The sequence below is a fragment of the Thiobacillus denitrificans genome (genome assembly GCF_001530125.1).
Lineage (GTDB): Bacteria > Pseudomonadota > Gammaproteobacteria > Burkholderiales > Thiobacillaceae > Thiobacillus > Thiobacillus denitrificans_C.
Genome location: NZ_LDUG01000039.1, coordinates 1 through 19,701 on the forward strand (window position 1 = coordinate 1; position 19,701 = coordinate 19,701).

Sequence of the window (19,701 nt, forward strand, 5' to 3'; positions counted from 1 at the left end):
TTTCAGATACCAGCGCGCTGGCTGACTACGGTCCGCATGCGACAGCGCTTTTACCAGTTCGTCGCAATACGCTTCAAACCGCGATTCAAGACTCAGCCCCATGTAGCCTCCACCTCGCTAATTCCTATGCCTGAATCATCGCATTATTTATAACACAGTAGAACTAGACAGCCGCCTGCGTAACGCTCCCGCGCTCGTCAGCCCTGATCACTGCATCCGCCAGGTCAAGGAAAGCCGTTTCTCCAAAAGGATCATTGGCGCTGCAGGCATTGCCGGACAGCAGGTTCACCCGTTCGGTTACCCGATGCGGCGTGCCGAGATCCGACCAGCCGCAATGCGGCACAGGAACCACCTGCAAATCCGCCACCTGGAACTGCAGGATATGGCGTGAGAAATCGATGTTTGAAATCTGCTGATAGAGATGGCTCAGTGCCCACGACGGATTGGCTGGGTCGGCGATCCTGGCGGTCGTGGTGATGATGTTCTGGGCGTTGTCCGGAAAGCGCATCTTGAACAGTGCCAACAGAAGATCGCCCGCCGCCGCAAAAATGCCGCTATTCCACAGGCCACCTTCCTGAATCAGTTTGCTCGCCACGCCACGGGAGGGCTTCTCGACAAAATGCCGGACCCCTTGCGCACCCTGTTGGGCCGTCTTCTGCGGGATGATGTAGCCCAGTTCCGGATCGGCATCGTCAGGCTCGACCCCAAGCAGGAAAATTCCCCTGGCGTGGGCCGGCATCCCGGCAAGCATGGACGACATGGCCTGAATCAAGGTGTCCTCGGCCAGCACGTGATGGTCGGCGGGAAGAAAGATCAATCGTGCCTGCGGGTCACGTTTAAGGATGTACGCGAGGGCAAGCAGCACGCCGTTACCTGTGCCGCGGTTGCGCGGCTGGACGATCAGGTTGTCCGGATGCATTTCATGGGATTGCTGTCGCCACCAGTGCTCATGCCCTTTTGCCACGACAGCACAGACTCGGTCCTTGGGAACGATGGCGCTTGCCCGTGCCAGCGCGAGCCCGAACAGCGACGGCCCGCCGTGGAGTGAGCAGAATTGCTTGGGCACATGCTGGCCTGCTTCGTCTGCCGTCAGCACAGCAAGCCGTTTGCCTTCGCCCGCCGCCAGCACTACCGCCCAAGTATGGTTGTCCTGCATCACTTCACTCCGTTCTGTTCTCCAGTGAAAACACTGGCTGATCTGGAATCATGGATTCCGATCCCTACTCTCCCTGTTTCGACAAGCCCTCGCCAAACCAATCAACGCTCAGTCGAGTGCGATTTCCTGTATGTGGGGCCCATCACCGCCATTACGCTTGGCCTGATAGCACGCCGCATCCGCCGCGGCCAGAATGCCGTTCGGGCTGTGCTTGTGCGTTTTGAAAATGGCGAAGCCGATGCTGACACCCATCCGGTAGATTTCGCCGTTCCAGCGCAGGACTTAGGATTCCACCGCCCGATGCAGTTGCTCAGCACGCTGGCGCGCGCGCTCCGCCGGACAGCGCTCCAGCAGCAGGCCGAATTCATCCCCCCCAGCCGTGCCAGGGTGTCCCGGCCGCGCACCTGGTCCTTGAGGCGCGCAGCGATCTGGCGGATGGCAAGATCGCCCGCCGCGTGACCGGCCATATCGTTGACGGATTTGAAGTTGTCCAGATCCAGATACATGAATGCCTGGGGCTCGCCGCCGTCGGCTTCCTGCAACAGGCGCCACAAGCGCTTGACCAGCTCGGCGCGCCGCAGCAGGCGGGAGTGTTCATCGTGCATCGACTGCGTCACCAGTTTGTCGATGTGCTGCTGCAGGTCGCTGGCATTACGCAGCACGATCATGTAACCGCCCGTCGCCCCGGAACCGGTTCGGGTCAGCGCAACACTGCATTGCATGGGGATGGCGCTGCCGCCATTGCGCACGAGCAGATGGAACGCCCCGGAAAATGGCGAGTGCTGAGTGGGAAAGTCACCTATTTGAATGGATTGCCGTGTCAGCCCGTCCTGCAGGGTGAGCACCTTGTCCAGCGCATGGCCGCGTGTGTTGTTCAGCGGCAATCCGAGCAACCGCTCGGCTGCCGGGTTCAGATAAGATACCCGTGCTTCAGCATCAGCCAGAATGAGCGCATCCGAAAAATGCTCGAACACGTCCGAAAGAGGCGTATCCAAAGCGCGGGCGTCCGATGTCGAGCCCAAGTAAGCGCCTGGCATAAAATGATTCCTGTTTCGGAGTAGATGATTCATTGCGTCCTTTCCGTTGCGCCACCCATGCTGCCTTCAGGTCGCGACAACCCCGCTGAACAAGCCAACGGGGGGCGACAAGGCATTCAATGGGACACCGGCGCCCCAGTTTTTCATGCTGTCCACCAGGATCAGGGAGATGTCCTTGTGGCGACGCGCAAATTTCAGCACCGCCTGACCTAGGGAACCGGCTTGCCGGAACAGGCGGCCACTCAGCCCGGCCTGCTTCAATTGGCCCAGAAAATCCGCCAGTGCCGGCGACGGCGCACTGTCTCCGTCGACCAGCAGGACGCTGACCTCGAATTTCATCTTCCTGCAGTAGTCGAAGACGGCATTCAGCACCGACCGCTTAATCAGATGACCATGCAGGGCAATCAATATGCGGCTCATGATCTGCAGGCCGGTCGGACTTCATTTTCTGCAACGTCGCGGGGCATCACGACAGCCAATTCTCTTTATGCACGCCCTTTTCCCCGAGGCCGATGGCCAGTTCTTTCTGCGCCTCCACCTGGATCTGCCGGACCCGCTCGCGGGTGACCTGGAGGTCCTTGGCCAGTTCTTCCAGGGTGGCCATGTCCTGGTTGTTCAGTCCGAAGCGCCGCTCGATCACCCAGCGGTGCTTGTCGGAAAGTTTGCCCAGCCATTCCGTCACATAACGTTCAAGCTCGGCTTGATACAGGCGATCGTCGGGGGGCACGCAACGCTCGTCGGCAATGGCATCGCCCAGGCTCAGGTCAGGGTCGATGTCCAAGGGGGCGTCCAAGGGAACGGGGGGCCTGTTTAGCTGCATCACCTTGCGCACAGCCTCTACGGATTTGCCCGTGAGGTGAGCGATCGCCTCCATTTCCATCCCCGGGTCCGACATTCCCTGCTTGTCCAGCTTGCTGCGGGCACGCAGGCAGACATTGAGCTCCTTGACCACATGCACGGGCAGGCGGATGGTGCGCGACTGATTCATCAGGGCTCGCTCGACCGATTGCCGGATCCACCAGGTGGCATAAGTCGACAGACGGAAGCCGCGATCCGGATCGAATTTCTCCAAGGCATGCATCAGCCCAAGATTGCCTTCCTCGACAAGATCCAGCAGCGGCAGGCCGCGCCCCAGGTAGCGCTTGGCGACATACACGACCAGCCTGAGATTGTGCGTGATCAGCACGTCCCGCGCCTCGAGATCGCCGCGTTTCATGCGCCGGGCGTAGTCCTGTTCCTCGTCGGCCTTCAGGATGCGCAGGCGGCCAATGTCTTCGAAATAACGTTGGGTGATGTCCTGGGCATACGTATCGTCGACATGGCTCTCGGCTTCAGGCCCGTCGTCCCGAGTTTCTGCTGTTTCGGTTTCTTCCGGCGCATGACAGCCTACTTCCGGCTCATGAAAATCATCGGGCCACATGTTCACCTCCGATCTGGAATTTCGGTTCAACAGAGAACAAAGCGAAGATCCCGCCCGAACGATGCTGAACCCTCAGCGCAGATGGGAGGACCACCGCCGGATCCGACGGGACAGGTTGTTTGACGCTTTTGACCATGATGTTTTCCTTTTCTGGTTGCCGATCCCATAGCGAGCCCGTCTGAACAGGCCCCGACATAAGCGGGTGCCCGGAGGGCCGCTGGTCAAAATGGATTGGTACAGAATAACCGTCGTGGCGATACGGCAGGATTCGTGTGAACGCTGAGTAGATCTACGTATGTAGCGACAGAGGAGGTGTCAAGGATTGAGCGAGGGGCTAATTTTTCGTCCTTCCCCTTCCAGGGACTGGCCCGAATATTGCGCTAAGGAGACGCTGATTAATTCGTCATTGCGAGGAGCGTAGCGACGCGGTAATCCAGAAATGCCCGCTTAATCAATGCGCTGGATTGCCGCGCTTTGCTCGCAATGACGACCATACTGAATTAATCAGCGTTTCGTTAAGGCGAGCTTCACATCTTTGGCCCGAGGCGGGCTTCACAACCGCGCCGACCTGTGGGAGGGGCGCCCTCGCCCCGATTTTCGCACCGTCGCAATCACCACAGCTTCGGCCCGGGGGCGAGCCTCCTACAGGCACAACCCAACGGACAAGCCGGGGAAAGCCCCCTCAGGGATCGCAGCAAGCGGCCATGTTGACCAGTTCCGCCATGTTGGCGGCGCCCATCTTGTACATGACATGGGTACGGTGAACTTCCACCGTGCGCGGACTGATGCCCAGTTCCCGGGCAATCTCCTTGCTGGTGAGGCCGGATACCGCCAGCGCCATGCACTCCCGTTCGCGTGAGCTCAAGCCGGCATAGCGCTGCTGGATGGCTTGGGTGCGGCCCAGTGTATGGCGCCACTCATCGTCCAGCGCCAGGGCCCGCTGCACCCGTTCGAGCAGTGCGGCGCCCTGAATCGGCTTTTCCAGAAAATCCACGGCGCCAGCCTGCACCGCCTGAACGGCCATGGGGATGTCGCCGTGTCCGGTGAGAAAAATGATGGGAATGGTCAGGCCGCGCGCGTGCAGCGCCGCCTGAACTTCAAACCCGGTCATGCCCGGCATGGCCATATCCAGCAGCAGGCAGCCCGGGCGGTTGGCCTCAAAGGCCGCCAGGAAAGCGGCGCCGTCGGCATGACTTTCCACCCGCAGGCCCGCCGTTTCCAGCAACTGGGCCAGCGCATCGCGCATTGCGGCATCGTCGTCGACAACGAATACCGTCTGTCTCATGGGGCGAAGGGCAGAACAAAATGGAAGATGCCGCCGGGGCTGTGGGGCTCCACCCACAGCCGGCCGCCGTGGGCCTCGATCAGGCTGCGGCTGATGCGCAGCCCCACCCCCAGTCCATATTCCTTGTGGCTGGAAAAAGGCTCGAACACCTTGTCGGCCCTCGCTGCATCGATGCCCAGCCCGCTGTCGATGACGCTGACCTGGGCCATGTCTTCAACCCGCCGCGTTGCCATGGTGATGCTGCCGTTTGACATGCCGGCGTCGCGGATGGCGTCGATGGCGTTGCGCAGCAGGTTGAGCAGCACCTGCTCGACGTGTACATCCACCCCCAATACCGGCGGCAGGGTCTCGTCGAGGTCGAGCACGATGTCGATACCGCGGGTACGGGCCTTCGGTGTCATCAAGGTGCTGGTGTTGCGCAGCACGGCGTTCAGGTCCATCGGCACCGGGTCGATCCTGCCCCGGCCCACGAACGCGCGCATATGACGGATGGCTTCCCCTGCCCGCAGGGACTGCTTGCTGATCTGCTCCAGGTTCCGCGTCAGTTTGTCCTGCGCCAGCGGCGTTTGGCCTAGAAGCTGCAGGCCTGCCTCGGCATAGGTTGCGATGGCGGCAAGCGGCTGGTTGAGCTCGTGGGCGAGCAGGGTCGCCAGTTCATTGGCGGTCTGCAGGCGCTGTAGCCGGGAGGCCTCTTCCAGGGTTTCTCGTGCCCGGTTCTCGGCACGGCGCCGTTCCGTGATATCGGTGCCGGTGCCAATAATGTATTGAACCTGCCCCGCCTCGTCCCGCAACACCGAGTTGGACCAGCTGATCAGGCGCATGGAGCCGTCCCGGTGAAGCCAGTGGTTTTCGTGCTGGATATGGTCCTCGCCGGACCGCAGCCTGTCATTGACCCGGCGCACGCCGTCTTTTTCATCGTCTGGAATCAGATTCTGCCACCTGGTGCGGCCCTGGAATTCGGCAAAGTCATAACCCATCGTGGTGTTGCAGGCCGCATTGAACCTGACCACCCGCTCATCGGTGTCAATCACCAGGATCAGGGCGCCCACGGTGTTCAGGGTGGCGTCGATGAAATTGCGCTCGTGCTGCAGTTGCGCACTGTTATCGCTCACCCGCTGCTCGAGATGCGCCGTCAGGTTGCGCAGTTCCAGCTCGGTCCGCTTGAGCACGGTAATGTCGGTCAGGCTCAGCACCACGCCGCTGATGCGGTTGTCGGCGGTTCGGTAGGGCGTGATGCGGCGCAAAAACCATTGCTCGTCGTCGCGCGACACTTCGCGCTCGCAGGGCGTCTGATCCTGCAGCACCCGCTCGATATCCCGCTTCAATTTCGGATCCTCGAAACGGGCGGTAATGTGGTCGATGGGGCGGCCAACGTCGGTGGCGATCAGGTTGAACAGGCGGGTGGCGCTGGGCGTGAAGCGCTGGATGGTGCGGTCCACCCCGAGAAACAAGGTGGCGTTGTCGACGCTGGCCAGCAGATTGGTCATGTCGTCATTGGATTCCTCCAGCTCGTCCACCTTGTCGCTCAGCTGGGCATTGACCGTGCTCAGTTCCTCGTTGAGCGACTGCAGTTCCTCTTTGGAGGTCTCCAACTCCTCGTTGGTGGACTGCAGCCCCTCTTTCATCGACATGACTTCCTCGTTGATAGCCTCGTTGATAGCCTTGATCGCCGCGGCGCGGATGCGTGGCCGCAACGCGGCAAGGGCCAGGGTCAGCAAGTCGTGCGACGGCGGCCCGCCGGGTTGCTGCAGATACAGATGGGTCGGGCCCGAGTAATGCAGCACCTCGTAGCGCCGATTGATCACCACGGCGGCAGGAGCGTACTCCTCCAGCAGGATCTTGCGGGCCAGTTCGGTCAGGTTTTTATGCGGAGCCGGAACCGGTGGAGACGCGGGCTGTAGTTCGCCTATCCGCTTGCCGGTCTGAACTGGAAAGCCGGCACGGGTCGGGGGCACCGTGTGCAGGCGGTGGAAGATGCGCCACTTCTTGGAGACCGGCCGATAGAGATCGACATGCCGGCCGATGCTCTCCGAGGGGCCGAGGATCAGGGTGCCGCCCTCATTGAGGGAGAAATGGAACAATTGCAGCAGCTTCTGCTGCACCTCCGGCTCCAGGTAGATCAGCAGATTGCGGCAGCTCACCAGGTCCAGTTTGGAGAAAGGCGCATCGGCCAGAAGGTTCTGCGGCGCAAACAGCACGGTTTCCCGCAACTGCTTGCTCACCTGCCAGTGGTGGGCATCGGCCCGGGTGAAAAATCGCTCCAGCCGCTGGCGCGAGAGGTCAGCCACCAGCGCTTCCGGGTAGATGCCGCGGCGGGCCACGTCGAGGGCGCCCTCGTCCACATCGGTGGCAAAGATCTGAATCGGGCAGGCCTTGCCCGTCGCGGCAATGCGCTCGATGAGCAGCATGGCGATCGAATAGGCTTCCTCCCCGGTGGCGCAGCCGGGCACCCATACCCGTACCGGGGCGTTCGTATCACGCGCCTCGATCAGTTCGGGCAGCACCTGGGTCTCCAGGACCTGGAACATTTCGGGATCGCGAAAAAAGCTGGTGATGCTGATCAGCAGGTCCTTGCTTAACTGGCTGAGTTCGTCCGGCTGTTCGCGCAGCAGCGCCAGATAGTCGGCGAGCCGCTCCAGGTGGTTGAGCCCCATGCGCCGCAGCACGCGACGCAGCAGCATGCGCTTGCGGTAGGCACGGAAATCGAACTTGGTGCGTGCCCGCAGCAGCGCAAGTATCTGTGTCAGGTCGTTCTGCGCGGCGGCCGGCTCGGGCAGCGCGGCGGTTCCGGCAACGAGGTGCCGCACGTATTTGAGCAGTTCTTCCGGCATCTGGCCAGGCGGCAGCACATAGTCGGCAAGCCTGGTGTCGATGGCGCTGAGCGGCATGCGGTCGTACTCGGCGCTGGACGGTTCCTGCACCATCGCCATCCCGCCCTCGGCCTTGACAGCCTTGAGCCCCAGCGAGCCGTGGCTGCCGGTGCCGGACAGAATGATGCAGATGGCCCGTTCCTGCTGATCAGCTGCCAGCGAGCGCAGGAAGGGGTCGATGGCAGTTTGGCCGGCACCTCGATCAGGCGGCGCGCTCAGCTGGATGAGTCCCTTGTGCAGGGTGAGGTCGTGGTTGGGCGGGATGACGTAGACATGATCAGCTTCGAGGCGTTGGCCGTCCTCGGCGTCCACCACCGGCATGGCGGTTTGCTTGCCCAGCAGCGGCGCCATCAGGCTTTCGTGCTTGGGGTCGAGGTGGGGGATGAGCACGAAAGCGAGGCCGCTTTGCGACGGCATCGCCTGGAAAAATTGCTTGAAGGCCTCCAGGCCACCCGCCGAAGCGACCATGCCCACCACTGCCTGAAGCGGCTGCGCGGCGGGGTCTTTAGTCTGTGGCGATGACGCGGGCTTCCTGCGGCTGGTAGCGGGCTTGGCAGGCCCGGGGTTTACGATAGATGCAGCTTTTTTGACGGGCATCGATCAGGAAGCGGAATAATGAAACGACAAGATCATCAAATTTCCCTGGCAGCCCGTCTGATACAGATATTCGGCATCGTCATGCACAAACCTTTTCAAGTGCAGGGATAGTAGCAAATAACCAACCTGGGCAGAACAGCCGGATTCCCCCCACGCCGTGCTCGTCCCGCGAGGCGATGACCCAGGTGGTGTTCCATCCGGATACGGAGATCGCCGAGCAGCGCCACCGCCTCGATGTGTGGGGGTCAGGCCGGCCTGGGATGACTGCATGGCTTGCCTGATTGCTTCACCGGCGGGCTCTGCCGAATTCCGCCAGGGTCATCCTGTTTCACTCACGCTGATAAGCAGCAAAAACAACAACATACTGCTGACTTCACATAAACAGATTTACACGCCTTTCTGCTTCGTGGGCGGGCTGTGTTCGACATCGTAGCCTCCCGTCAGGGTATGAAGCACGGCAAGAATCCTCGATAGTTGCGAAGGCTCGCCGCCCGTCATGCCCTCTTCTTCGGCGACGGCAAGCTCGCTGGCATCGTAAGCCCAGCGGCGCAACAGGTCGATCTTCTGTTCCCGCGCCAATCCACGATGATCGCGCAGCGTCTCGGGGTCGGCGAACACCGAACCTGGATCGAGCCGGGCCTTTTCGAGATCGATTTCATCTTTGTTTTCAGTCATTTTTCGCATCGCTCCATGGACGTCGCAGCACGAGCATGCTGCGGCTGAAACAGCTTTCAGAATAGACGCTGCAAACAGAAGGCCCTGCCGTGTCTATATTGAAAAAGCGTGGAAGGCGACGAGCTTGGTGAATGCGTGCGAGAACCCTTGTATCGAGCGCATTGACCGAGGGACGGACAGCAAAAATATCCACCGGGCTCGCCCCGACCTAATTCGATTGCATCACCCACCAAGGAGAGACAAGCATGAGACGGATCTATTTCCTGGCACCCGATAAAGCGGTTTCCAAGAAGATCGTTAGTGAACTGTTACTGGCGCGAATCGAAGCGCGTCATATCCATGTTTTGGCGAAGGAAGGCACGCCAATGGAAGATTTGCCCGAAGCGTCGCATCTGCAAAAGTCCGACGTGATCCCCGCACTCGAACAGGGTCTGACCGTGGGTGGGGGGACGGGCTTGCTGGTCGGCCTGGTCGCGGTGGCTTTGCCGGGTGTACCGGTGCTGGCCGGCGGTGCGATTCTGGCGTCCACCCTTGCGGGTGCAGGCTTTGGCGCATGGGCGTCGAGCATGATCGGAAGCAGTGTCGGCAATCGCCGCATCCAGCAGTTCGAGGAGGCCATTGAAAAAGGCGAATTTCTGTTCATGATCGATGTACCCAAGAAACGGGTCGAGGAAATCGAGACCCTCATCAAAGTGCACCACCCCGATGTCGAATTCGGCGGTACCGAACCTGAAATTCCGGCCTTCCCGTGACGTTGCAACGCACTCGCCTGCGTTGCCGCATGCTGGCCTATGACTCAAGCCATGGGTAGGCAACCGTTCCATGCCGGTCCACAACGCTGATATCGCCGCCCTCTTCGAGGAAATCGCAGACCGCCTGGAAATCCAGGGCGCCAACCCATTCCGCATCCGCGCCTACCGCAACGCCGCGCGCACGCTGGGCGAACTGCCGCAGCCGGCGCGCACGTTGATGGAAAAAGGCGAAGACCTGACGCGGCTGCCGGGGATCGGCGACGATCTTGCCGAGAAAATCCGCGAAATTGTCAGCAACGGCCGCTGCAGCCTGCTTGATCGGCTGCGGCGCGATCTGCCGCCCGCCGTCACCGAACTGCTGCAGATTCCCGGCCTCGGGCCGAAGCGGGTCAAGGCGCTGTACCACGACCTTGAGGTGCAGACGGTCGAGCAGTTGTACCGGGCGGCGCGCGATGGCCGCATCCGCGCCCTGCCCGGCTTCGGCGAAAAAACCGAACTCAACATCCTGCAAGCGGTGGAAGCGCATGCCAGCCAGACGCGCCGCTTCAAGCTGGCGGTGGCGGCGCAGTACGCCGACGCCCTTGCCGCCTTCCTGCAGGCCGTCCCCGGCGTTGGGCAGGTGACGCTGGCCGGCAGCTTCCGCCGCATGCGCGAGACGGTGGGCGATCTCGACATCCTGGTCACGGCGGCAACCGGCAGCCCGGTGATGCAGCGCTTCACTGCCTACGACGAGGTGGCCGAGGTGCTGTCGGCCGGCAGTACGCGTGCCAGCGTCGTCCTCAAAAGCGGCCTGCAGGTCGACCTGCGGGTGGTCTCGCAGACCAGCTACGGCGCAGCGCTATGCTACTTCACCGGCTCCAAGGCCCACAACATCGCGATCCGCCGCATCGCGCAGAAGCTCGGCCTCAAGGTCAACGAGTACGGCGTGTTCCGCGGCGACGAGCGCATTGCCGGCGAGGACGAAACCTCGGTCTACCAAAGCGTCGGCTTGCCGTGGATTCCGCCGGAACTGCGCGAGGACCGCGGTGAGATCGAGGCGGCGCGCGATGGACGCCTGCCCAGCCTGGTGGAGTTCGCCGACCTGCGCGGCGACCTGCATGCGCATACCAAGGCGACCGACGGCCACGACAGCCTGCGCGAGATGGCGCTGGCGGCAAAGGCGCTGGGGCTGGAATACCTCGCCATCACCGAACACTCGCGCCACCTCACCGTGGCGCACGGCCTCGACCCACTGCGGCTGGCCCGCCAGTGCGACGAGATCGACCGCCTCAACCCGGAACTCGACGGCATCACGCTGCTGAAGGGCATCGAGGTCGACATCCTGGAGGACGGCAGCCTCGACCTCCCGGACGACGTGCTGGGCCGGCTCGACCTGGTGGTCGGCGCGGTGCACAGCCAGTTCCATCTGTCGCGCGCGAAGCAGACCGGACGCATCCTGCGCGCGATGGACCATCCCCACTTCACGCTGCTGGCCCACCCCAGCGGTCGCCTGATCGACCGGCGCGAGCCCTGCGACGTCGACATGCTGCGCATCATTCGCCATGCAAAGGATCGCGGCTGCTTCCTCGAACTCAATGCCCATCCCGAGCGCCTCGACCTGCTGGACAGCCACTGCCAGATGGCGAAGGAGGAAGGCGTGCTGGTCAGCATCAATTCCGACGCGCACAGCAGCTTTGATTTCGCCAATCTCAAGTATGGCGTCGGCCAGGCCCGGCGCGGCTGGCTGGAAAAGGACGACGTGCTCAACACCCGCCCGCTGGCGGCGCTGCGGCGGCTGCTCAAGCGCACCATGTGAAGCCTTGCTGGCCGACAAGGATGAAGTCAAACCACATCGACCATTCGCGTCCGATTTAGGCTGAAAATTCGTCTATATTGGGTGAAGGATCGTCTGCATGCTCGATTAATCGTCCAAGGCAGCCGTCCGCAAAGCAGTCGAAACAAAAGCCCCGCCGCTCCGGCGATTTTTGTTCTCGGCTCCCGGCGGCGGGTGGGCCGCGTGACAGCCCACGCCTGCGGCGAATCACAGGAGAGACGCATGAAATCAGGAATCCGCAGAATCCAGACACAACTCGCCGCCCTGTTGCTTGGCGTTGCGATGCTTCCTGCCTACGCAGGGGATCGCAAAGGAATGCCCGAGTCGGACATGTCGTTCAAGGACGTCGACACCAACAAGGATGGTTACCTCTCCCTCGAGGAGTTCAAGGACAAAAGCATGGACGACCTGGCTTTCAGGGCCGCCGACATCAACGGGGATGGACAGGTTGACCCGGGCGAATTCGACAGATACCTCGCCAGGAAAGCAGGCGATCAATCCAGGCCCGAGTCGGGGCCTGGCGGGCAACCGAAGCCGGCCCAGCCCGCGCCCGGTTACTAGGCGTGGCCTACTGAAGTTCGCTCGAATGAAATACCCGGCAAAGTCGGCGGCCGCCTTAAACGCCGACCATTTTCGGAAGGAGAAGTGATATGAAACAGGGAATGAAACACTCGGTCCTCATCGCCGCATTGCTGGGCCTTGCCCTGGCCGGCTGCCAGAAGAAGGAAGAGGCTCCGGTTCCTGAAATGCCGGGCTCGGAAGCGCCGGCGCCGGAGGCTTACCCTTCCGAGCCCACGCCCATGACTGAACCGCAACCCGAAATGGCGCCGTCCGACAGCATGCCACCCGAGGGCGCTACGCCTATGGAACCGGCGCCCGGGGAAGCAGCCCCTGAGGACATGCCCAGTACCCCGCCGACCCAATAATCCTAAAAACCGCAGTTGACCGCTTTTTGTCCCCATGAGGCCAGCATGAACACACGCGTTCTCGTCTTCGATACGACTCACCGCTTGGGTATGTACGCTACACACCCGCTGGTACGTCTGGTCGCGCGCCTGCCTTTGTCGCGCCTCGTTGCAGGCCCCGGCCTGCCGCCTCGTTGCTTCGCCCTAAAGGACTCCGATCCACTATGGGCTGAAGCCCATGTGGAATCGTATGCGGCATGCACACGCCCAAACGCACCATCGGGCGCGTCCAACTGCGGTTTCTAGGATAATTCGCCCTGCCCCGCGAATCGGGCAAGAACGTAGCAGGCATGGGCGCAAGGGGCCGGACGGCATGAGCGCTGTCCCGCCCTCAGGGGCCCGTGAAGCCATGCTTGTCAAACGTGCGCGAACGCCGGGCCGACCGGCTGGTATACGAGGTGCAGCCGTGAGCGGAATCGCCCCCGGCGAACTGGTGAAAAGCCGTGGCGGACGCTATGCCGGTACGCTCGGCATCGATCTCGCCTCAGCCGATGCGGGCGAGCGCTTCAAGTGGTTTCTCGCCGCGGCGCTTTACGGAACGCGCATTTCCGGATCGCTCGCCACCCGCACCTGGCTGGAATTCGCCGCGCGCGGCGTGCTCACGCCCGACCGCATCGTGGCAACCGGCTGGGACGGTCTGGTGGACATCCTCGATGCCGGCGGCTATGTGCGCTACGACTACAAGACCGCCACCAAGCTGCTTGATGTGTGTGCTGCGCTGATGCGCGATTATGGCGGCAGCCTCGATGCCCTGCATGACGCCGTCGCCGATCCGCGCGACCTGGAAAGCCGGCTCAAGGCTCTGGGCAAGGGAATCGGCGACACCACCGTCGACATTTTTCTGCGCGAACTGCGCGGCATCTGGTCCAAAGCCGAGCCGCCGCTGTCGCCGCTGGCAATCAGTGCGGCCACCGCCCTGGGCTACCTGCGGCCGGGCACCCCTGACCCGGACCGCGCCTTTGCCCGGCTGCGGCGCCTGTGGGAAACCGACGGACAGCCGGCGGCCGGCTTCGCCGATTTCGAGTCGGCACTGGTACGCGAGGGGCTGCGTTTACGCCGCCAGCGCGCTTCCGTCTGAATTACAGCGGAATGTGGTGTTGCCCCACGCTCACCCGCTTGGCCTGCGGCCCCTCGGCGGCCAGTTCCTCGATGAACTTCACCTCGTCGCCTGTCTTGATCTGATCGAACGTGGTGTTCACCAGATTATCGAAGCTGAAGTACAGCTCGTTGCCGTCGGCACGCCGGATGAAACCATAGCCTTCCTCGGGAACCAGGCGCGCCACCAGGCCGGTGTATTCCTGCGGGTGGGCCTTGGTCTCGCGGCGCAGACGCCGGCCATAGTCCTCAAGCTGGCGCCTGGCCGCATCGAAGGCATCGCGCAGGGCGACATACACGTCTTCGTGCTCGTCGCGGTTCACCACGATTTCGCTTCCCGGCACGCCGATGTCGAGGCGCACATTGAAGCACTTGCCCTGGTTTTTGTGCTGGTGCGGCAATTCCACCACCACCCGGCAGGACATGATCGGCTCGAAGAAGGTTTCCAGTTTGTCGGCCTTTTCGCGGATATGCGTCTCGAGCGCGTCGGATTGTTCAAAGCCGCGAAACGTGATTTGCAGGGGCGTTTTCATCTTGTGTTCCTTTCGTTCAGGTTGTAAAGAAGCGCTCAGCGCTGACTTTTCAGGATTTACTGCCGTCATCGCGCCAGCACAACCGGGCATTCGGTCAAAACCGGCTTGGCTGAGGAAGCGTTCGCGGCCGGCCAGCACCAGGCATCCTGCCCGCTCACGGCGCGCCGCCTGGATCAGGTTGTCCCCCTCCGATGGCATTCAGGCGCACACACCGCCCGGCCGTTCCGCGCGCCATCAGCACCGAACGCGCGGCCTTGGAGGCGATCAGGGTCTGCAGATGCAGCAGGTTGATGAGGCGCGTTTCCACCAGCTGCGCCTCGGCGATCGGCGCGGTCACGCGCAGGATCGGCTCGTTGGGAAAAAACACCGTGCCTTCCGGCATCGCATGCACGTCGCCGGTGAAGCGCAGGCTTTCCAGCGAGGCGAGGAAGGCCGGGCTGAAGCGTTTGGTCGACGCCAGCCACTCCAGCGCCTCGGGGGAAAAGTGCAGTTGCTCCAGATATTCCAGCGATTGTTCGAGCCCCGCCGCCAGCAGAAAACCGCGCCCCGGGTGCAGCCGGCGCACAAAGAACTCGAACACGGCAGTGTCTTCCATCCCGGCGTCGTGATAGCCCTGCAGCATGGTGAGCTGATAAAGATCGGTGAGCAGGACGCTGTTCGCAGGGTTCATGCAGCCAGGCCATCCAGCGTGATGCGCCGCGCGCCGAGACTGGCCATCTCCGCCTCCGCACGCTGCCCGTCGCCGGGCCGAACGTCCACCGCGCGGATCGCGTCGGCCAGCACGAACACGTCGTAGCCGAGTCGCCGGGCATCGCGCACCGTGTTGAGCACGCAGTAATCCGTGGTCAGCCCGCCAATGAACAGCCGGCGGATGCCGGCCTCGCGCAGGCGGCTGTCCAGGTTGGTGCCCTGAAAGCTGGAATAGGCTTCCCGATCCCGGGAAGTCGCCTTGGAGATCACCGTAGTGTCGGGCGGCAGCGTGAGCACCGCCGCGAAGTCCGCGCCATGCGTGCCCGCCACGCAATGGACCGGCCACGGCCCGCCTTGCGCGTGGAAGGAGCAGTGCCGCAAGGGATGCCAGTCGCGCGTGGCATAGACCGGCAGGCCCTGCGCCTGGAATGCGTCGATATAGCGGTTGAGCACCGGCACCACCTCGTCGCCGCCCGCCACCGCCAGGGTCCCGCCCGGCAGGAAATCGTTCTGGATGTCGGTGACCAGCAGCACGTCGCCGGGCTGCAGCTGACAGCGTTCAAGTTCGGATGACTTGGTTGCAGCGTTCATGTGGGTTTCCCTCTAGGCCCCGATACGGGCATGCGCCGAGTGGCGCGCGTCCGGCTTACCGGGATCAACGGCGTTAATGCAACTCTTCGTCCTGATCGTGATGGAAGACCAGTTCCCCCAGTTCGACCTTGACTGGTTCGCCCAGCGGCTGCTCGCTCACATCCACCGCCTGAAACAGCCACTGGCCATCCGCCAGCCAGCAGTAGCCGAACTGCTCCTTGTAAAAACATTCCTTGGGTTCCATGGTTCTCGCCTTGGTTGTGGGCAAACGTTCCCTTTGAGTCTGGCATATTATGAAAATGCTGCCAGCCGCCATTTAGGAGACACCGATGACCCCGGATGCGCTTTGCCTGTTTGCCCTTGACGCCAGCCGCGCCTATGGCGAACGGGTGGCCACGGCGCTGGGGATCGCGCTGTCGAGCCATGAGGAACGCGAGTTCGAGGACGGCGAGCACAAGGCGCGGCCGCTGGAAAACGTGCGCGACAAGGACGTGTATGTGATCCAGTCGCTCTACGGCGAGCCGGGCATGAGCGCCAACGACAAGCTGGTTCGCCTGCTGTTTTTCATCGGCGCGCTGAAGGACGCCTCGGCCGGCCGGGTCACCGCCGTCTGCCCCTATCTGGCCTATTCCCGCAAGGACCGCAAAACCAAGTCGCGCGACCCGGTCAGCAGCCGCTATGTCGCCCAGCTGTTCGAAGCGGTGGGCACCGACCGCATGGTGACCCTCGACGTCCACAACCCGGCCGCCTACCAGAATGCCTTCCGCATCCCGGCCGAGCACCTCGAAGCCCAGGGTCTGTTCGTCGCCTGGTTCGCGGCGCACCTGGACGACGAGCCCCTCGTGGTGGTGTCACCCGACGCCGGCGGGGTGAAGCGGGCCGAAGCCTTCCGCCAGGCCCTCAGCCAGACGCTCGACCGCCCCATTGCTGCCGCCTTCATGGAAAAGCGCCGCAGCGAAGGCGTGGTGTCCGGTGAAGCGGTGGTGGGCGACGTCGGCGGCAGAACGGCCATCATCCTCGACGACCTGATCGGCACCGGCACCACCCTGGCGCGGGCCGCCACCGCCTGCAAGGCGCTGGGGGCAAACCGGGTCATCGCCGCAGCCAGCCACGGCATGTTCGTCGGCGCGGCGGGCGCGGTGCTGGCCGGCCCGGCGCTGGATAAAGTGCTGGTTGCCGATTCCATTCCGCCCTTCCGGCTGCCGCCGGCGCTGCTGGGCAGCCGGGTGGAGGTGCTGGCATCCGCGCCGCTGTTCGCCGAGGCCATCTACCGCCTGCACAGCGGCGGCTCGCTGGTCGAACTGCTACAGGTCTGAATGATCAAAATGCGCTGAATAACGTGTAAGAGGCCCGCCCCCGGGCCGAATGCGGACGGTGGTGCAGCGCAGGGATTCGCGGCGAGGGCGCCGGTGCGTGGTTGTTGCCGCTTCAGCGGCTTATAACCACGGCCTACCCCTTGCGGGTGCTCCTGCATAAAGGCATCGATGCACAGTTGAACGGGTTTGCGCGTCTCAGCTTCCGGCCGAATCGGCGTGCCGCTGCGCCAGTTCGAGATAGTCCCTGGCCGTGGCGACCCACTTGCCTGGCGGATGCCGCCCATCGTCGCGCAGGTGCCACAGGGCGAGCTTGGCGCGCAAGGTTGCCCGGCAACTCTGGTGGAAATGCAGTAGGGCGACCGGGGGGGTATCGCCGCTTGACTCGCCATAGCCTTCCAGCAGCCAGCGGGCCACTTGCGGCGCCTGCAGCCGCTCGCACTCCAGCGCCAGATAGCCCAGCTCGTCGGCCGGATCGAGGATGCGGAATTCGCGGTTGAACTCCAGGCAATCGATGACGACCGGTTCCGCCAGCAGGCAAACATGCTCCGGCCGCAGGTCGCCGTGGCCCTCGACGATGCGGCCCGCCTGCACGCGCTGATCGAACAATCCGGCGTGCTGTTGCAGGAAGCGCAGCTGAAAGCGGGCGAGCCCCGCCGGCACCTCCCGGGGCAGGTCGAATTCCGGGCTGTCGAGTTCGCGCAGATTGTCCTCGATCCGCCCGGCCAGGGATTGCCGATACGCCTCGGGCGCGAGCGGTTCCGCGGGGAGCGCGGCATAGAAGCGGGCAAGCCGATGGGCCAGTTGATTGATTTCCGCCTGCTTGACCGACCCCTTGCGGAGCAGATGATCGAGCATGCGTTCCGCCGGCAACCGCTGCATCCGCACCAGCCAATCCACCGTCTCCCCTGACCCGCCCAGGCTCAGGCGGCCTGCCGCGTCCAGCACCAGCGGGATCACCCCCAGGTAGACCTCGGCGGCCAGGCGGCGGTTGAGCCGCACCTCCGCTTCGCAGTCCAGGCGCCGCGCCTCGACCGTGCTGAAGTCGAGGTAGTCGTAGCGCACCGGTTTTTTCAGTTTGTAGGCATGGGTGTCGGTCAGGAAAACCCAGGACATGTGGGTCTCCACCGCGTCCACCCGCGACGGCCCCTCGGGGTAGGCATCCGGCCGCGCCAAGAAGGCGAGCTTGGCTTCGAGGCTGGCGGCGGCCTGCTCCGGCCGGGTTGAAACGTGTGGGGGGCGGCTTTTGTCCATCGTTTATTGATTCGGCACGATAAAATTTGAATGGGTGGTTCGGATCGATGCGCCACATCCCGATGCCGGAGGGGGTGTGCCGAATCAATAACCATTAAAAACAGCGCTCTATTGAGACGGCTCAACAGGCTGGACGAGGCAAGATAGCGTGAATAGTCCTTCGTGGGTTCAAACATAATCTGGCCGTCTCAATAATGATAGGCGAGCCACGCGCCCGCTCTTGTTCGGAAGCCCATCTGCTATACCTCTAATCATGCAGTGATTTGAAAAATCACCATTCACCAATGTGTTACCAGACAAGCAGGAAGCGCCATGATCCGTAATCCCATCGATATTGCCAGCCGCGTCAGCCCACGCCTGTCGGCACTGCTCAGCAGCCGGGCCAACGATCCGGAATGCGAGCAACCCGTCACCCTCATGGCGGTGCGCCGCTTTCTCGCCGATCTGTTGCCGGACGACTTCAAGGAGGCTGAGCGAATGCATCACTTTGATGTCGACATATCGATGCTCGACGAACTGGATGTCTTCATCGAGGAGTTCGGCGGATCCGCACTGGCCGTCGATTTTGTGCAGGCCAGCGCCAGCGAGCCCTTGTCGCGTGCGATCGAGTCGGTGGTCGGAGACGAGAACCGCGAGAACCCCCCTACGCTGGCTACAGTCAGAGACGCCATCCTGGCCGGCCTGGGCGCGAGCCTGGTGGGTGACGGCGTACTGGAGGACGACGAGGACGATACGCTGCTGTCGGAGATCGACGCGCTGATCGAACGTTTTGGAGAAGACACCCTCGCCGAAGAACTGCTGCGCTACGAATAGCACGCACCCTGCTTGGACCGCGATTGGGTTTCTTTTCCGGAACATGCAGGGTGCCTACCCGATGGCAAACAAGGGAGATGGAAAAGTGGCAAAGCTTGCCCTGATTGATGCAAAGGAACATTCAGCGTGTTGAGAATGCGACGTTCGAGGCGTGTTCTCGCGCTGTTTCTGGTGGTGCTGGGCGGCCTGCTGATGTACCTGGCGCCCGAGGTGTGGGGCGGTCTGGCAGTCCTTGCGCTGGGTGTGGTGATCGAACTGGTCGGCATTGCGCTGGAGCGCAAAGCATAGTGTCGTGAAAGCCCTGATAATCAGCGCAGATCATTTCGAGGATTCCGAACTTCTGTTTCCGTTCTACCGGTTGCAGGAAGCAGGGCTGGCGGTGGACGTCGCCTCCATTTCCAGGGGGAAAATCCACGGCAAGCACGGCTACGAAGTCGTCGCCGACATGGCGCTGCGGGATGTCGACCCGAAGGCATACGACCTGCTCGTGCTCCCCGGCGGCAAGGCGCCCGCAACCCTGCGCAAGGAGGCGGCCGCCATCGCGATCGCACAGGACTTCATGCGCAGCAACAAACCGGTCGCCGCCATCTGCCATGGGCCGCAGATACTGATCAGCGCCGGCGTGATAGTGGGGCGGCGCGCCACCTGCGCCCCTTCGGTTGCCGAGGAGCTGAAACAGGCAGGCGCCCTTTACGAAGACCAGGAAGTGGTGGTGGACGGCAAGCTGGTCACCTCCCGACAGCCCGCCGACCTGCCCGCCTTCATGCGTGAAATGCTCCGGCTGCTGGCAAATCCCTCACGGTGAATCCTCCATCGTGCTTTCCGCGTCCTAAGATGAATCA

At 62.8% G+C, this 19,701-nt stretch carries 21 protein-coding genes and 1 pseudogene; 9 read left to right on the forward strand and 13 right to left on the reverse strand.

Annotation, left to right across the window (positions count from 1 at the left end):
• Positions 1-163 precede the first annotated feature (163 nt).
• The 8 genes and pseudogenes from ABW22_RS13540 to ABW22_RS13570 all read right to left on the reverse strand — a co-directional run bounded on the left by ABW22_RS13540 (position 164) and on the right by ABW22_RS13570 (position 9,040).
• Positions 164-1,156 (reverse strand): sugar phosphate nucleotidyltransferase, encoded by a 993-nt coding sequence (locus ABW22_RS13540; RefSeq protein WP_059757741.1) that lies wholly within the window; start codon positions 1,154-1,156, stop codon positions 164-166.
• Positions 1,157-1,264: 108 nt separating this feature from the next.
• Positions 1,265-1,408, reverse strand: coding sequence for a hypothetical protein (locus tag ABW22_RS18445; RefSeq protein ID WP_419184928.1), 144 nt, complete (start codon positions 1,406-1,408; stop codon positions 1,265-1,267).
• Positions 1,409-1,515: 107 nt separating this feature from the next.
• Positions 1,516-2,226 (reverse strand): annotated as a pseudogene (locus ABW22_RS13545) (diguanylate cyclase domain-containing protein); the annotation flags it as partial.
• A 33-nt stretch (positions 2,227-2,259) separates the two neighbouring features.
• Complete coding sequence (locus ABW22_RS13550; RefSeq protein ID WP_157648650.1) at positions 2,260-2,601, reverse strand: hypothetical protein; 342 nt, start codon at positions 2,599-2,601, stop codon at positions 2,260-2,262.
• A gap of 58 nt (positions 2,602-2,659) precedes the next feature.
• Positions 2,660-3,613, reverse strand: a complete 954-nt coding sequence (gene rpoS, locus ABW22_RS13555; protein WP_059757750.1) for an RNA polymerase sigma factor RpoS — start codon at positions 3,611-3,613, stop codon at positions 2,660-2,662.
• Between the two features lie 682 nt (positions 3,614-4,295).
• Positions 4,296-4,898, reverse strand: a complete 603-nt coding sequence (locus ABW22_RS13560; RefSeq protein ID WP_059757754.1) for a response regulator transcription factor — start codon at positions 4,896-4,898, stop codon at positions 4,296-4,298.
• A complete protein-coding gene (locus ABW22_RS13565; RefSeq protein ID WP_162264492.1) occupies positions 4,895-8,236 on the reverse strand; it encodes a CheR family methyltransferase in 3,342 nt (1,113 codons plus the stop codon). Before ABW22_RS13565 ends, ABW22_RS13560 begins: the two co-directional genes overlap by 4 nt.
• A gap of 516 nt (positions 8,237-8,752) precedes the next feature.
• Positions 8,753-9,040 (reverse strand): hypothetical protein, encoded by a 288-nt coding sequence (locus ABW22_RS13570; protein ID WP_059757761.1) that lies wholly within the window; start codon positions 9,038-9,040, stop codon positions 8,753-8,755.
• Between the two features lie 245 nt (positions 9,041-9,285).
• On the opposite strand from ABW22_RS13570, the gene ABW22_RS13575 reads away from it, so the two are divergent.
• The 5 genes from ABW22_RS13575 (at position 9,286) to ABW22_RS13595 (ending at position 13,648) form a co-directional block, all read left to right on the forward strand.
• The gene (locus ABW22_RS13575; protein ID WP_059757764.1) at positions 9,286-9,792 is read left to right on the forward strand and encodes a hypothetical protein; all 507 of its coding nucleotides are present in this window, start codon (positions 9,286-9,288) and stop codon (positions 9,790-9,792) included.
• A 70-nt stretch (positions 9,793-9,862) separates the two neighbouring features.
• On the forward strand, positions 9,863-11,587 hold the full coding sequence (polX, locus tag ABW22_RS13580; RefSeq protein ID WP_059757767.1) for a DNA polymerase/3'-5' exonuclease PolX: 1,725 nt from the start codon (positions 9,863-9,865) through the stop codon (positions 11,585-11,587).
• 240 nt (positions 11,588-11,827) lie between these two features.
• Positions 11,828-12,166 (forward strand): EF-hand domain-containing protein, encoded by a 339-nt coding sequence (locus ABW22_RS13585; RefSeq protein WP_059757770.1) that lies wholly within the window; start codon positions 11,828-11,830, stop codon positions 12,164-12,166.
• A gap of 89 nt (positions 12,167-12,255) precedes the next feature.
• The gene (locus ABW22_RS13590; protein WP_237763354.1) at positions 12,256-12,531 is read left to right on the forward strand and encodes a hypothetical protein; all 276 of its coding nucleotides are present in this window, start codon (positions 12,256-12,258) and stop codon (positions 12,529-12,531) included.
• 445 nt (positions 12,532-12,976) lie between these two features.
• On the forward strand, positions 12,977-13,648 hold the full coding sequence (locus ABW22_RS13595) for a hypothetical protein (protein ID WP_059757778.1): 672 nt from the start codon (positions 12,977-12,979) through the stop codon (positions 13,646-13,648).
• Between the two features lies 1 nt (position 13,649).
• Here ABW22_RS13595 and ABW22_RS13600 read toward each other — a convergent pair whose 3' ends face one another.
• From ABW22_RS13600 to ABW22_RS17755, 4 genes are all read right to left on the reverse strand, one after another.
• Positions 13,650-14,198 carry an HPF/RaiA family ribosome-associated protein gene (locus ABW22_RS13600; RefSeq protein ID WP_059757782.1) on the reverse strand — a complete coding sequence of 183 codons (549 nt, stop codon included), beginning with the start codon at positions 14,196-14,198 and terminating at the stop codon, positions 13,650-13,652.
• Between the two features lie 154 nt (positions 14,199-14,352).
• The gene (locus tag ABW22_RS13605; RefSeq protein WP_059757785.1) at positions 14,353-14,868 is read right to left on the reverse strand and encodes a hypothetical protein; all 516 of its coding nucleotides are present in this window, start codon (positions 14,866-14,868) and stop codon (positions 14,353-14,355) included.
• The gene (locus ABW22_RS13610) at positions 14,865-15,479 is read right to left on the reverse strand and encodes an isochorismatase family protein (RefSeq protein ID WP_059757790.1); all 615 of its coding nucleotides are present in this window, start codon (positions 15,477-15,479) and stop codon (positions 14,865-14,867) included. The genes ABW22_RS13605 and ABW22_RS13610 overlap by 4 nt, the downstream gene beginning before the upstream one ends.
• A gap of 73 nt (positions 15,480-15,552) precedes the next feature.
• Complete coding sequence (locus ABW22_RS17755; RefSeq protein WP_193393308.1) at positions 15,553-15,723, reverse strand: hypothetical protein; 171 nt, start codon at positions 15,721-15,723, stop codon at positions 15,553-15,555.
• An 85-nt stretch (positions 15,724-15,808) separates the two neighbouring features.
• Here ABW22_RS17755 and ABW22_RS13615 point away from each other — a divergent pair, with 85 nt between their 5' ends.
• Positions 15,809-16,795 carry a ribose-phosphate diphosphokinase gene (locus tag ABW22_RS13615; RefSeq protein ID WP_059757794.1) on the forward strand — a complete coding sequence of 329 codons (987 nt, stop codon included), beginning with the start codon at positions 15,809-15,811 and terminating at the stop codon, positions 16,793-16,795.
• Between the two features lie 195 nt (positions 16,796-16,990).
• Here the strand turns inward: ABW22_RS13615 and ABW22_RS13620 are convergent, their stop codons facing one another.
• Complete coding sequence (locus ABW22_RS13620) at positions 16,991-18,046, reverse strand: hypothetical protein (protein WP_059757799.1); 1,056 nt, start codon at positions 18,044-18,046, stop codon at positions 16,991-16,993.
• Positions 18,047-18,358: 312 nt separating this feature from the next.
• On the opposite strand from ABW22_RS13620, the gene ABW22_RS13625 reads away from it, so the two are divergent.
• The 3 genes from ABW22_RS13625 to ABW22_RS13630 all read left to right on the forward strand — a co-directional run bounded on the left by ABW22_RS13625 (position 18,359) and on the right by ABW22_RS13630 (position 19,664).
• Positions 18,359-18,859 (forward strand): hypothetical protein, encoded by a 501-nt coding sequence (locus ABW22_RS13625; protein WP_059757803.1) that lies wholly within the window; start codon positions 18,359-18,361, stop codon positions 18,857-18,859.
• A 126-nt stretch (positions 18,860-18,985) separates the two neighbouring features.
• Positions 18,986-19,147: a hypothetical protein gene (locus ABW22_RS17420; RefSeq protein WP_157648651.1), complete on the forward strand. Its 162-nt coding sequence runs from the start codon at positions 18,986-18,988 to the stop codon at positions 19,145-19,147.
• Positions 19,148-19,151: 4 nt separating this feature from the next.
• Entirely contained in the window at positions 19,152-19,664 is a 513-nt protein-coding gene (locus ABW22_RS13630; RefSeq protein ID WP_059757806.1) for a type 1 glutamine amidotransferase domain-containing protein, read from the forward strand.
• The last annotated feature ends 37 nt before the right edge of the window (positions 19,665-19,701 follow it).